The sequence below is a fragment of the Williamsia sp. M5A3_1d genome (assembly GCF_053345315.1).
This window is the reverse complement of the sequence record NZ_JBKEZX010000001.1, coordinates 504234-517304: the sequence shown is the minus strand read 5'-3', so window position 1 is coordinate 517304 and position 13071 is coordinate 504234. Positions and strand designations below refer to the sequence as shown.

Genomic DNA, 13071 nt, shown 5'->3' with positions numbered 1-13071 from the left:
TGCGATCAGCGGGCGAGTGCGAGCTCGCTCGTGGCCGACGCGGCACGTAAGTCGGTGCGCAGCCGGGCTGCCCGGATCGAGAGGGCGACGACCCGTCCGACGACCATGGCCAGTGCCCAGATGACGAAGAACGGGGCGATGGCGTCGGGCGTGAGGTGCATCGACATCATGTGGTCGCCGACCCAGGTACGGAACGACGGGACATCGGAGACGGCCCACACGAAACCGATCCGTGCGGCCATCGCGACGAGCCACACGCCCACGAAGGCGATCCCGCAGCGGGTCATGACATTCCCGGTGGACCGGTCGGCCCACATCGCGGTCGACGCGTAGGCCAGCAGCGCGAACAGCGCGCCGATCGCGCCTCCTACGGCGTACAGGGCGATCGAGTTGTGGTCGGTCGGTGCGTCCTTGAGGTAGGCGTATCCGAAGCCGGCGACGGCGAGGACCGGGATCGCGATCTTGTGCAGCCCGAGATGTCGTGTGCCGTACTGGGTCGCCATCATCAGTGCGAAGATGCCGCCGCTGATCTCGACTGCCTGGCTGAGGTCCGACATGGTGTGCTCCTTGGGTTCTCGACGTTCGATGCGACCGGTGAGTCGCTCGAGATCCACTCTGCTGCGAGCGGCTGCGATGCGGATCGACCCGGAAGTGGAGTGCCGGGTGGACAGATCTCTCCACCCGCGGGTGGACGCGGCGGGGCCATGTCGGTGGCATCGTGGTCACCCATGCGCGTTCCGAACCTGACCCTGCTGGCGCCGCCCGCCCCCGCCGACGGATTCGTCGGCTCCGGGGTCACCGATGCCGCGATGATCCGACTGATGCCCCTGGTCAACCTGGCCGTGGTGGTGTGGGCATGGTTCACCGTCGCTCCGCTCGGGTTCTCCGGTGTCGGGCTCTACGGACTGGTCCTCATGGTCCTGGGCACGGCGGGGATGTCGCTGCGACTGTTCGCGCCGTCGGCGCTGCCGGAGCGGGTCCGGCTCGTCTCCACCCTCGCCGCGGGGGTCGTCGCAGGACTGCTCTTCGCCTTCGATCCGAGCAGCGCGGCCACCGCGTTCGCGCCGATCGTCGCAGGCACCGCCGGGTTCCGGTTCTCCACGGTCCCCGCCGTCGTGATCGCGGCGGTCACCTCCGCCACCGCCTTCATCGCCACCTCGATCCGCCTGGACGGCACCGCGTACTGGCCTCTCCTCGTCGGCCTGGCCGTGCTCATCGGGATGACCCGTCGCGACCGCAGCGAGGCCATGCGCCTGGCGCGGGAGAAGGTCGAACAGACCGACCGGGCGATCGCCTCGGAGAGTAGGGCGCAGGTGCTCGCCGAACGGGCACGGGTCGCACGCGAGATCCACGATGTCCTGGCGCACTCCCTGTCCGGGGTGAACATGCAACTCAATCTCGCCGACGCGCTGCTCGAGGACGGTCGCGCCGAGGACGGCCGGTCGGCGGTGAGGGCCGCCCAGGGGATGGTCGCCGACGGCCTCGTGGAGGCGCGCCGCGCGGTGTACGCCCTCCGCGAGGAGTCGCGCGACCTCGTCGCCTCGATCACCGCCATGACCGTCGAGGGTGAGACGGTGAGCGTTCGTGGGGCGCCGTGGGAACCGCTGCCGGAGGTGGCCGCCCACCTCGTGCGCATCACCGGTGAGGCGCTCACCAACGCCCGCCGCCACGCACCGGGCGCACACGTCGATGTGGGTGTCGCCTTCTCACCTGACAGACTGCGCATCGACATCGTCAACGACCGCGCGGCGGACGCCGAACGCTTCACCAGGGGGGCGGGTATGGGTGTGATCGGGATGCGGGAACGGGCCGCGGAGATCGGTGGCACGCTCACCGCCGACGCTCGATCCGACGGTGGCTGGGCTGTGACGATCGAGGTGCCCCGATGACCGAGACCGATGCCGCGGCAACGATTCGTGTCGTGATCGCCGACGACCAGGCCACCATTCGTGACGCGCTCGCGGCGATGCTCGATCTGGTGTCGGACCTGTCGGTGGTGGGAACTGCCGCCGATGGCGCAGGGTTGGTGGAGCTGGTGACCGCCGAGCGACCCGACGTGGTGCTCACCGATCTACGGATGCCGGTGATGGACGGGGCCGAGGCGACGCGCATGGTGCTCGAGTCGTTCCCCGACCTGCCCGTGGTGGTCCTCACCACCTTCGACGACGACGACTCGATCTTTCGCGCTCTCGACGCCGGCGCCCGCGGCTATCTCACCAAGGATGCGAACCGCCACGAGATCGCCGCTGCCATCCGCGCGGCCGCCGCCGGCCAGTCGGTACTCGATCGCACTGTGCAGCAACGCCTCCTCGCCGGAGCCATCCGCTCCGGTGGCCAGTCACCGGCTCCTTCGCCGAGCACCGAACTCGACGCACTCACCGCCCGTGAGCGAGAGGTGCTGGTGCACATGGCCGATGGGTCGAGCAATCGTGAGATCGCGAAAGCCCTCTACGTCAGCGAGTCGACGGTGAAGACCCACATCAACAACGTCTTCGCCAAGCTCGCTCTCCGCGACCGCGGCCAGGCCATCGCCTTCGCGCACCGGAACGGGTTGGTGGGGAGCTGACAGCGCGACGACGTCGAGGCTAGCGACTGCAGGTGTCGTACCGAGCGCGGATGCGCTGTTCCAGATCCATCGCAGCGGACTCGAAATCCGTACGCGGGTCACGGTGGTAGGCGTTCTTCGGGTAGTCGCACGCACCGACGGTCGCCGAACCATCCGCGTCGCGCTCCCATCCGGCGACCACGGGTGTGACCTGCCAGTGCAGACGCACCGGGTGCGACCGGTCGGCACCGATGGAGCGGATGATCGCGGCCAACGTCGCGTCGGCCGTGTTCTCGGTGCCGGCGTCCACCCAGAGCTCCGTAATCACGCCGTTGTCGACGGTGACAGCGGCGACGGGGTTCGCCATCGAACGCAAGCGGGCGTCCAGTGCTCGGAGCTCCGCTGCGGACACCGGGGTGTGCACCGTCCAGCGCAGCTGCGCGCCGACCTGGGCCGGGATCACGTCTATCTGTCCCGGCACGCGACCGATGGACGCCGCCATCACACTCGCCGCTCGTACCTGGTCCTCGGCGTCGACGATCTCGACACGCGCGGCGTCCTGCGACCGAGACACCGTCACGTGCCCCGCTTTGACCTGGCCCTGCGCCACCCGTGCCATCGACAGATCCTTCGCAACACCCTCCGGCGTGAACCGGGTCTGAGATTCGATCCGGACGCCGCCGCCCAGATCGATGCTGACCGGTGTTCGGTAGTCGTCGAAGTCGGACCCCATCTCCGCGTTCATCCGACGCACCATCGCCACCACCTGCCGATCGTCGGCGCGAGGCATCTTCACGTCGGTGGACACCGTGTACCCGCTGTCGAAACCGTTGACGTAGGACACATTTGCGCTCTCGACACCGGCAACGGTACGCAACGTCGCTTCGAGATGCTCGGCTTCCACACTGCGATCAGGTGCACCGCATCCGGCAACCAACGCCGCGATCAGAACAAGCCCCACCATCAGGACGACGTTTCGCATTGTCATGGACGAAGCGTCACATCGTCATAGAGAAGTCGACAGCGTGAAACTACCTAGGCGGCCGGACCTGTTGCTGTGGAGAGAGATATCGCTCGACTCTCCACCCGCGCTCCGCGGAGCGCTGTCGCGACCCGATTGTCAGAGGACCCCGATATCATTGTGGGAGTTGATAACCGCAGTTCATCGGGGGGTAATCGTGACGGTCACAGCAATCGGGTCATCGAGGGTCGAGTTGCTCGATGAGGCGACTCCGGTCGGTCTGTCGGATGCACAGTTGACCGAGCGGGTGGTGGGATACGCCTCCCAGATCGCGGCATTGACCGCCCGGTTCCTGGACCTGTTACGTGAGTTCGACACCCGTGGGGTGTGGTCAGGTGAGGGCATCGCATCGTGTGCGCACTGGTTGTCATGGCGGACCGGGTTGTCGCTACGCACCGCCCAGGACCACTTGCGCATCGCCCACGCGTTGGATGACCTGCCGCAGATGCACGCCGCGTTCGCCGACGGCCGCCTGTCGTATTCGAAGGTCCGTGCCCTTACTCGCGTCGCGACACCCGACCGTGAAGAGGAGCTGGTGAGCGTGGCGTTGTCGGCGACCGCGGCGCAGGTCGAACGGATCGTCCGGTCGATACGCCACATCGACCGCGCGGCCGATGAAGCCGATACCGGTCGAGTGGCTTCGAGCGCGAGGTGGGGGTGGAACGACGACGGCACTCTGTCGGTGACGATGCGCCTCGCACCGCTCGACGGCGCCCGGTTCCTGGCCGGGGTCGTGCGCAGCGAATACGAACGCACCCGCACCGCCGCCGACCCCGACCTCCCACTCCCCGACCCCACCGAGACCGGCGCGATTGACGGAGCCGACGTTCCGCGGAACGCGCCGTCGTCGACTGATCTGTGGCGGCATGTTCCGTCGAACATCGCCGAGGCGGTGGTGGCGATGGCCGACACCATGCAGACGCTCGTCGCGATGCCCGCCTTCGCGCCGGGCGCCGAGATCGTCATCCACACCGAGGCCGACACCACAGCCGAGTCCCATCTCGACGCCGGACCCGCGGTCACGGCATCAGATGTCGAAGAATCAGCGTGTGGGGGTTCGACGCGGCAGGTCAGCCACAAACGTGGCCGCACCGGTGTGGTGATGCGGTGGGGCCGTAAACGGCGCCTACCGACACACGCGCTGTTGCGGTTGGTGTTCGAACGCGACCGCGGGTGCCGGCACCCCGGATGCGGCCGGACCCGGCATCTCCACGCCCACCACGTGCGGTTCTGGAGCGAGGGCGGCACCACTGATCCCGACAACCTGATCATGCTGTGCTCCACCCACCACCGCGCGTTGCACCACGGTGCCTTCACCATCCGGGCCCGCGGTGGGCAACAGTTCACCTTCCACCGCCCCGACGGCACACTGATCGAGACCGCACCCACCACATCCGCTCCGGTGAACTGGCGGGCCGACCCCGCCATCGCCCCCGACGCCATCGAACCCGTCGGCGGCGGACGCCTCGACCTCGGCTACACCCTCGAGGTCCTCTACGCCGCCTGGGAATGGCGCACCGGACAACACACCACCCCCACCGCGGCCTGACCGCGTTCCGCGGAACGCGAGTTCAACGCCCGCTGCGGTCAGAACAGCCCATCAATTGACGTCCACGCCGAAGTCACGCGCGATGCCGGCAAGTCCGCTCGCATAACCCTGCCCCACAGCTCGGAACTTCCATTCGGAGTTGCGTCGATACAGTTCGCCGAAGACCATCGCCGTCTCGGTGGAGGCGTCTTCGCTGAGATCGTAGCGCGCGAGTTCCACGCCGTCGTCGATGTTGACGACACGGATGAACGCGTTGACCACCTGACCGAATGTCTGTCGGCGGTTGTCCGCCTCGTGGATCGTCACCGCGAAGATCATCGACTCCACCCGCGGATCGAGGGCCTTGAGGTCGACATTGACCGATTCGTCGTCCCCGTCACCCTCGCCGGTCAGGTTGTCCCCGGTGTGCACGATCGCACCATCGGGCGAAGTGAGGTTGTTGTAGAACACGAAGTAGCTGTCGGACAGCACCTTTCGATCGGATCCGACGGCGAGAACGCTCGCGTCGAGATCGAAATCCGCGCCGGTGGAGGCGCGCACGTCCCAACCGAGGCCGACGCTCACCGCACGGAGGTCGGGCGCCTGCTTGGAGAGCGAGACGTTCCCACCTTTGGCCAGCGACACCGACATCTGTTGCCTCCTCCGGACCGCTGAGCGCGCGTTTGCCGCGCTCGGTGACAGCCTATCGACCGCGCTCCGCGGAGCGCGGATACCCGGGGTGGGTCAGGACCCGCCCATCCACGCGATGATCTCCTCGGCGATCTTCTCGCCGCGATCTTCCTGGAGGAAGTGGGCGGCGCCGGTGATGGTGACCTGCTCTCCCGCCGAAGGGATGAGGTCGGTGAACACCTGGCCGGAGCGGGGATGCGGGAACACCGGGTCGCTGTCGGAGAAGGCAAGCAGGACCGGCTTCTCCCAACGGGACAGGGCGTCGGAGACGCGGGTCATCACGTCGGCGCCCGCTGCGTCAGCATCGACGGGGACGATCAGGGGGAACTGCGCGGCACCGGCTTTCGACTCGACCGTCGGGAACGGTGCGTCGTAGGCAGCGATCACCTCCGGGGGCACGTCGGTGGCGGTCGCGCCGGCGATGATGCTGCCGACCGGGAGATCGGGGTTCTTCTCGGCGAAGTCACGCCACGCGAGGAAGCCTTTGCTCACCTTTCCGGTGAACAACCCGGTGTTCATGATGACGAGCCGCGCGACACGGTCGGCGTGTTCGGTGGCCCAGCGCAGGCCGATCGGTCCGCCCCAGTCCTGCACGACGACGGTCGCATTCTCGACGCCGAGTTCATCGAGCACGTGATCGGCGACCGCGGAATGTCGGTCGTAGGTGTACCAGTTGCGATCAGTCGGTTTGTCAGATCGCCCGAAACCGATGTGGTCGTAGGCGATCACGCGATGGCCGGCGTCGACCAGTGGGCCGATCATCCTGCGATACAGGTACCCCCACGTCGGTTCGCCGTGGAACAGCACGATGGGATCGCCGACACCTTCGTCGACGTAGTGGATGCGCATCCCCTCCCACTCCAAATAGCGGGGCGCGAAACCCCACCCGGGGAGATTCTCGAAACGGTCGTCGGGAGTGCGGAAGACATCCATCCGTCGATCATGAACCCGTGGCGCACCGTTCGACCACGAAGTCACGAAACCGTGCGGCCGCGAGCGGCAAGGCGCGGTCGCGTTGCCAGATCAGTCCGATCTCCCGCGTCGTCTCCGAACCCGAGAGGGGGATGAGCGACACCGTCGGCGGGGTCTGCGCCCCGTCCTCGATAGGGAGCACCGCGACGCCGAGACCGGCACCGACGAGGCCGGCCATGGTGCCCAGCTCGCTGGACTCGAAGGTGATGTCGGGCCGGAAGTCGTTGGCGGCACACAGTTCGTCGAGGATGCGGCGCATGCCAAATCCCGGCGCCATCGCGATGAAGGCCTCGGAGGCGACCTCCTCGAACGCCACCTCGGACCGGCCGGCGAACCGGTGATCGAGCGGCACCGCAAGACCGAGGCGCTGACGCATCAGCGGCGTCCACGCGACCTCGGTGCTGCGCGGGCGAGGTGAGACGACGGCGAGATCGGCCTCACCGGACAGGACCCGGCCGACCACGGTCTCGGCGGCGTCCTGGCTCAGGGTGAACGAGACGTGCGCGTCGCGCCGGAACGCCCCGATCCACTCGGGCACCAACCGCACACCGAACGAGTGCAGGAACGACAGGTGGATCGTGCCCTCCACGGGGTCGATCATGTCGGCGATCTGGTGGCGTGCGGCCTCCATCTCGGCCCGGGCCCGACGGCAGTGGGTGAGATAGACGCGCCCGCGGTCGTTCAACGCGAGTCGTTTGCCGCGGCGGTCGAACAGGGTCGCGCCGACCTCGCGTTCGAGGCGGGCTAGGGCCCGTGACAGCGTCGGCTGCGAGACGTGGAGTCGCTGCGCGGCGACACTCACGTTCTCGGTCTCCGCCAGTTCGACGTACCACTCGAAGTCCGACTGCACGATGAGCAGCGTATATGCGCAAGATGCATGACGGTTGCCATAACCATTCATTTCCTTTCCGAACGATACGGTGGAAACGTTGGTCGACATGAGTTCAGCTGTGCGTTCATCGAGCCCCGCCACGGACCTCGACGGCCACCCCGCCGGATCGAGAGAGTTCCGGAAGGCGACGTTGGCGCTCTTCGCCGCAGGCATGGCCGCCTTCATGGCGATGTACCACGTGCAGGCGATGCTGCCGGTGTTCTCCGACCACTTCGGGGTCTCACCGACGACGTCGGCGCTCACCGTCTCGCTCACCACGGGACTGCTCGCGCTGACGATCATCCCGGCCAGCGTGCTGTCCGAACGCTACGGGCGTGTGCGGGTGATGGTGATCTCCGCGGTGGCGGCGTCGGTGCTGGGGCTGGTGCTGCCGTGGTCGCCGAGCATCGAGGTGCTGCTCGCGGGGCGCGCGCTCGTCGGCGTGCTGTGCGCCGGTGTCCCGGCCGTCGCGATGGCGTACCTCGCCGAGGAGATCGACGGCCCCTCGCTCGGAAAGGCGATGGGCTACTACGTCTCCGGCACCACCATCGGCGGTCTCACCGGCCGGCTCGTACCGGGTCTGGCCGCCGATGTCGTCGACTGGCGCTGGGCGCTGGAGATCGCGTGTCTGGTGTCGCTGACGTTCGCGATCGTGTTCATCCGACTGGTGCCCGCGTCGCGGAACTTCGTGCCACAACGCGTGACGGCTCGAATCGTGATGCACAACCTCGCCGGTCACCTACGCGACGTGCCGATGCTGTGCCTGTTCGGTCTCGCGTTCGTGCTCATGGGCGGCTTCGTCACGGTCTACAACTTCCTCGCCTACCGCCTGCTCGCATCGCCGTTCTCGTTGCCGCAGAGCATCGTCAGCCTGGTCTTCCTCATGTACCTCGCGGGCACGTTCTCCTCGAGCTACGCCGGCCGCATGTCGGATCGCCACGGACGCGGTCGCGTTCTCGGGATATCGATCGCGGTGATGGTGGCCGGCCTCGTGGTCACCGTCCCCGACTCGCTGCCCACCACCCTCATCGGCATCTTCTTCTTCACCGCGGGCTTCTTCGGCGCCCACTCGGTCGCGAGCAGCTGGGTCGGCGCACGTGCCACCGACCACCGAGCGGAGGCCTCGTCGCTGTACCTCTTCGGCTACTACCTCGGCAGCTCGGTCGCCGGCGCCCTGGGTGGTCTCGCGTTCACCGCGGCGGGCTGGGTGGGCGTCGTCGCCTACGTCGGCGTGCTCCTGGCGGTCGGTGTCGCGCTGGCCGCGGTCGTCCTGACCCGTACCGCACGCGAAGGCGCTGCGACGTCGCATCTGATGCCGTAGCGGGTTCGTCGCAAAACGCGTACGGGCATCCGGCCACGGTCGTACGTTGAGCAAAGTATCGACGACGAACGGATCGACATGCGGGCACGGACAGCACTGATCACGATGGTCTCAGCGGTGGCGATCACCCTGGCTCTGGGATCCCCGGCCACGGCCGCCCCACTCCCCGTGCAGTATTCGCTCAACGCGGCCACCGCGACCGCCCTATCGCGACCTGACTCCGCACCCCCGGGATCCAACGACTGGAACTGTCGTCCCACGACAGCTCATCCGCGTCCGGTGATCCTCGCCCACGGAACGCTGTTCAACATGACGATCGACTGGCAGGCGCTCTCGCCCCTGCTGAAGAACGCCGGTTATTGCGTGTACGCCCTCAACTTCGGGCAGCAACCCGGCTCGAACTACCTCGGCTTTCCCGGTGCCGGGAAGGTGGGCGGCACCGGCCCCATCGAGCAGTCCGCAGCGCAACTCGCCCGTTTCGTCGACCGCGTGCGCGCATCGACCGGAGCGACGAAGGTCGACATCGTCGGGCACTCGCAGGGCGGCATGATGGCCAGGTATTACGCCAAGTTCCTCGGCGGCGGGACCACCATCGACCACCTCGTGGGACTCGCCCCGTCGAATCACGGCACCACGGTCCTCGGTCTTGCCTCGATTCCCGGTGTGCCCGAGGCGCTCCGGCTCGGACTGGGCACGGCCATCCGTCAACAGATCGCCGGATCGGGCTTCCTGCGACGCCTCAACGCGGGCGGTGACACCGTGCCGGGCATCCGCTACACCGTGATCGAGACGCGGTTCGACGAGGTCGTCACCCCGTATGACACCGCATTCCTGCGCGGGCCGAACGTCACCAACATCCTCCTGCAGGACTCCTGCTCGCAGAACTTCACCGACCATCTCGCGATCGTCTACGACCGCAGAGCACTGAGTTACGTCATGCGAGCCCTCGACCCCGGTGCGCCCCTCGCGCCGTGTGTGTTCTCGACACCGCTGTCCGGGGTCTGAGTCGCCGAAAGCAACTGACACGATGGGCGCCATGACTCCACGCGAGACGATCGTCATCACCGGCGCCAGCGACGGGATCGGGGCCGCCGCCGCGCGTGCGCTCGCTCCCGACCACGACGTCGTGCTGGTGGGTCGTTCGCCGCAGAAAACCGCCGCCGTCGCCCGGGAGCTGGGCGTACCCCATCACGTCGCCGACTTCGCCGAACTCGCCCAGGTGCGCACCCTCGCGACGACCCTGCTGGACAACCATCCCCGGATCGATGTGCTCGCCAACAACGCGGGCGGCATCATGGGCGACCGTGAGGTCACCGTCGACGGTTTCGAGAAGACCTTCCAGGTCAACCACCTCGCGCAATTCCTGCTGACCGATCTCCTGCTCGACCGTCTCGCCGAGAGCAACGCGCGGGTGATCCAGTCGGCGAGCGTCGCAGCGAAACAGTGGGGTCGCATCGACCTCGACGACCTCCAGAACGAGAAGGGCTACTCGCCCGAGAAGGCCTACGGTGACGCCAAGTTGGCGAACATCCTGTTCACCCGCGAACTGCAACGACGACATGGCGATCGGGGGATCGCCGCGGCCTCGTTCCATCCCGGGATCGTCGGCACCAACTTCGCCAGCGACACCACCCACCTGATGCGCTTCGCCTACCACACCCCCGTGATCAAGAACCTCGTCACGATCTCGCCGAGCAAGGGCGCCGACACCCTCGTATGGCTGGCCACCTCGACCCCGGGCTCCGACTGGGCGCCCGGCGGATACTTCGCCAAACGCAAGCCCGCCACCTCGAGTCGGCAGAGCACGGACACGGCACTCGCCGAACGCTTCTGGGACATCAGTGCACAGCTCGTCGGACGCTGAGCGATGGTCCACCGGGATCGCACGCAGATCGCGGCGACGGCGAGTGTCGCCGTCATCGCGCTCATCGCCGGTGGCGTATTGACCGCGCCGACAGCGAAAGGCGATGTGTTCGGCTTCTCGGCGACACCGCCGGGGTTCCCGTTCGACTCCACCCCGACGGCCATCGCACTCGGTGGTCTCATCGCAGTGACGGTCGCGACCGCGGCGCGCCGAGCCGGGGTCGCCCTCATCGGTATGGGCGCGGGCGCAGTGGTTCTCGTGGTGGCAGCCCTCCTCGACCCCCCACCGGCCATCGGGACCGTCGGAGCCGGGGCAGCGCTCGGAGGCGCTGTCGCTCTCGCATCGACGATCGGACGTCGGGCCGCACTGACCGCGATCGTCGCGGGCTTCGCGGTCGGCAGCTACGCGATCACGGCGCTGTCATCCATCCGACGGCACGAACCGACGGGCAACCGCAGCTATGCGGACTACCTGCCCTCGAAGGGTTCATACACACAGTTCGCCGGCGACCGGGTCCTCGTGGTCGGTGCGGCACTCGTGGTCGCTGCGGTGATCGTTCTCGCCGTGCTGCACCGGCGCCGGTTCGCCGAGTCGTTGCAGCATCCGCCACTGCCGTCGGTGGCCATGGCAGCCGGCACCAGCGTCGCCGGGGCCCTGGTCTTCTGGTGGTTCCTCCGCTGGATCAGTTCCGCGATGAGTGATTCGACGGGCCTGCACACGTTCCTCGGCGGTTACGTGCTCGCAGGCATCGCCGTGCTCATCGCGCTGGTGACGCCCGGTCGGAGCGGCGCGATCTGGCTCGCTGCAGTCGCGGTGGTGGCCGCTCACGGCGCCGACGGTACGACCGCGAGCGGCGCGACGATGGCCGTCGTGATCGCCGCACTGGTCGGAGTGGGTGCGGTGTCGGCAGTTGTTCTCGCGCGCGGATCCCGGCCGAGCGCGGGGCCCCGACTCCTGGTGGCCGGGTTGGTGGTGCTGGCGATCCTGACCGCGACCCAGTTCCTCGACGGCGATCTGTCCGCCGCGGTCCCCGTGCTCGCAGGCGCGTTCGTGGTCCCCGCAGTGGTCGGCGCGGTACTCGTCGCCGCCGTTCGGGGACGCACATCGCCCGACGGCGCGATCGTCATAGGCGCCCTGTTGCTCCTGCCCCTGTTGACCCGCACCACCGGGGCCAGCGTCGGGTGGACGGCCTACACCCCACTCACCGACTCCGACGGATTCGACGGTTTCGGTGGGTTGAGCTACTCGTCCGCGACGACCACGGGCATCGTCGCTGCCGTGGCGACCATTGCGGTCTGCGCGGTGGCTGCTGTCGTACTCCTCCGCCGGGATGCGACGACACCCGACTGATCAGTGGTCGGTCTCGACCACCGCGCCGCTGTCGATGTTCCGGGCGCTGGTGGAGCGGCCGAGGGCCGCGACCTCGGCGTCCATCTTCGGCACCACGGTGGGAGCCATGGCCAGCGAGGACTTCTCGCCGATCGGCGAGGTGATCACGTTCCGCAGCCACCCGATGGCGCCGACCCACCCGGGGACGAACACCCGGCGCTTGCGTTTCGCGAGTCCCGCCACGAACGAGTCGACGCATTTGTCGACGGTGGTGGTCGTGCTCAACGGGCCCGGCAACGAATCGAGCATCTCGGCGAACGCCGAGAGGTCCTTCTTGGCGTCCTGCACCAGCGGGGTGTCGATCCACGACATGTGGGCCGACCCCACGTCGACCCCGAGATGCTTCACCTCGAGTCGCAGTGCGCTGGCGAAGTTCTCGGCCCCGGCTTTGCTCGCGTTGTAGGCGGCGAGACCGGGCGCGGGGGTGAACGCCGCGAGCGACGACACCACCAGGATGTAGCCCTTGCGCTCGATCACCGACGGCAGTGCGGCGCGCACGGTGTGAAAGACGCCGGTGATGTTGATGTCGACCACCCGCCGGAAGGCGACCGGGTCGGTGTTGAGCACCGAGCCGTAACTGGCGATCCCGGCGTTCGCGAGCACCATGTCGATCCCGCCGAAGGCCTCGATGCCGACGGCGACCGCGCGTTCCATGGCGGGGAGGTCGGTGACATCGGCGACGACGGTGACCGCGGACGAACCCAGTTCCTCACCGATCAGTCCCAGCGGCCCCTCGTCGAGATCGGTGAGGACCACCTTGGCGCCCTTGCCGACGAGCGCCCGGGCCGTCTCACATCCGATCCCGCGAGCACCACCGGTGATGAGGACGACCTTGCCCCGCACAGACGACATCGACTTCTCCTACCCCGA

The 13071-nt window shown here is 67.9% G+C and carries 13 protein-coding genes; 7 read left to right on the top strand and 6 right to left on the bottom strand.

Translation table 11 applies throughout. The features are described 5' to 3' along the window. Nucleotides 1-5 precede the first annotated feature (5 nt). Nucleotides 6-557: a hypothetical protein gene (locus tag ACLBW1_RS02620; protein WP_447809920.1), complete on the bottom strand. Its 552-nt coding sequence runs from the start codon at nucleotides 555-557 to the stop codon at nucleotides 6-8. A gap of 171 nt (nucleotides 558-728) precedes the next feature. Between ACLBW1_RS02620 and ACLBW1_RS02615 the strand changes: the two genes are divergently transcribed. Together ACLBW1_RS02615 and ACLBW1_RS02610 are read left to right on the top strand one after the other, a co-directional pair. Beyond that, nucleotides 729-1889 carry a sensor histidine kinase gene (locus ACLBW1_RS02615; protein WP_447809919.1) on the top strand — a complete coding sequence of 387 codons (1161 nt, stop codon included), beginning with the start codon at nucleotides 729-731 and terminating at the stop codon, nucleotides 1887-1889. After that, nucleotides 1886-2566, top strand: coding sequence for a response regulator (locus ACLBW1_RS02610; RefSeq protein ID WP_447809917.1), 681 nt, complete (start codon nucleotides 1886-1888; stop codon nucleotides 2564-2566). Before ACLBW1_RS02615 ends, ACLBW1_RS02610 begins: the two co-directional genes overlap by 4 nt. Nucleotides 2567-2585: 19 nt before the next feature. On the opposite strand, the gene ACLBW1_RS02605 is transcribed toward ACLBW1_RS02610, so the two are convergent. After that, a complete protein-coding gene (locus ACLBW1_RS02605) occupies nucleotides 2586-3533 on the bottom strand; it encodes a hypothetical protein (protein ID WP_447809916.1) in 948 nt (315 codons plus the stop codon). A 190-nt stretch (nucleotides 3534-3723) separates the two neighbouring features. On the opposite strand from ACLBW1_RS02605, the gene ACLBW1_RS02600 reads away from it, so the two are divergent. Beyond that, nucleotides 3724-5115 (top strand): DUF222 domain-containing protein, encoded by a 1392-nt coding sequence (locus ACLBW1_RS02600; RefSeq protein ID WP_447809915.1) that lies wholly within the window; start codon nucleotides 3724-3726, stop codon nucleotides 5113-5115. 51 nt (nucleotides 5116-5166) lie between these two features. On the opposite strand, the gene ACLBW1_RS02595 is transcribed toward ACLBW1_RS02600, so the two are convergent. The 3 genes from ACLBW1_RS02595 to ACLBW1_RS02585 all read right to left on the bottom strand — a co-directional run bounded on the left by ACLBW1_RS02595 (nucleotide 5167) and on the right by ACLBW1_RS02585 (nucleotide 7606). Next, complete coding sequence (locus ACLBW1_RS02595) at nucleotides 5167-5745, bottom strand: TerD family protein (RefSeq protein ID WP_447809914.1); 579 nt, start codon at nucleotides 5743-5745, stop codon at nucleotides 5167-5169. Between the two features lie 93 nt (nucleotides 5746-5838). After that, nucleotides 5839-6717, bottom strand: a complete 879-nt coding sequence (locus ACLBW1_RS02590) for a haloalkane dehalogenase (RefSeq protein WP_447809913.1) — start codon at nucleotides 6715-6717, stop codon at nucleotides 5839-5841. A 7-nt stretch (nucleotides 6718-6724) separates the two neighbouring features. Continuing rightward, on the bottom strand, nucleotides 6725-7606 hold the full coding sequence (locus ACLBW1_RS02585) for a LysR family transcriptional regulator (RefSeq protein WP_447809912.1): 882 nt from the start codon (nucleotides 7604-7606) through the stop codon (nucleotides 6725-6727). A gap of 88 nt (nucleotides 7607-7694) precedes the next feature. Between ACLBW1_RS02585 and ACLBW1_RS02580 the strand changes: the two genes are divergently transcribed. The 4 genes from ACLBW1_RS02580 (at nucleotide 7695) to ACLBW1_RS02565 (ending at nucleotide 12162) form a co-directional block, all read left to right on the top strand. Then, the gene (locus ACLBW1_RS02580; protein ID WP_447809911.1) at nucleotides 7695-8948 is read left to right on the top strand and encodes an MFS transporter; all 1254 of its coding nucleotides are present in this window, start codon (nucleotides 7695-7697) and stop codon (nucleotides 8946-8948) included. 117 nt (nucleotides 8949-9065) lie between these two features. Beyond that, on the top strand, nucleotides 9066-9953 hold the full coding sequence (locus ACLBW1_RS02575; RefSeq protein WP_447809909.1) for an esterase/lipase family protein: 888 nt from the start codon (nucleotides 9066-9068) through the stop codon (nucleotides 9951-9953). Between the two features lie 31 nt (nucleotides 9954-9984). Next, nucleotides 9985-10812 (top strand): SDR family NAD(P)-dependent oxidoreductase, encoded by an 828-nt coding sequence (locus ACLBW1_RS02570; RefSeq protein WP_447809908.1) that lies wholly within the window; start codon nucleotides 9985-9987, stop codon nucleotides 10810-10812. Between the two features lie 3 nt (nucleotides 10813-10815). Then, on the top strand, nucleotides 10816-12162 hold the full coding sequence (locus ACLBW1_RS02565) for a hypothetical protein (protein ID WP_447809907.1): 1347 nt from the start codon (nucleotides 10816-10818) through the stop codon (nucleotides 12160-12162). Here ACLBW1_RS02565 and ACLBW1_RS02560 read toward each other — a convergent pair whose 3' ends face one another. Beyond that, the gene (locus ACLBW1_RS02560) at nucleotides 12163-13053 is read right to left on the bottom strand and encodes an SDR family oxidoreductase (RefSeq protein ID WP_447809906.1); all 891 of its coding nucleotides are present in this window, start codon (nucleotides 13051-13053) and stop codon (nucleotides 12163-12165) included. Between the last annotated feature and the right edge of the window lie 18 nt (nucleotides 13054-13071).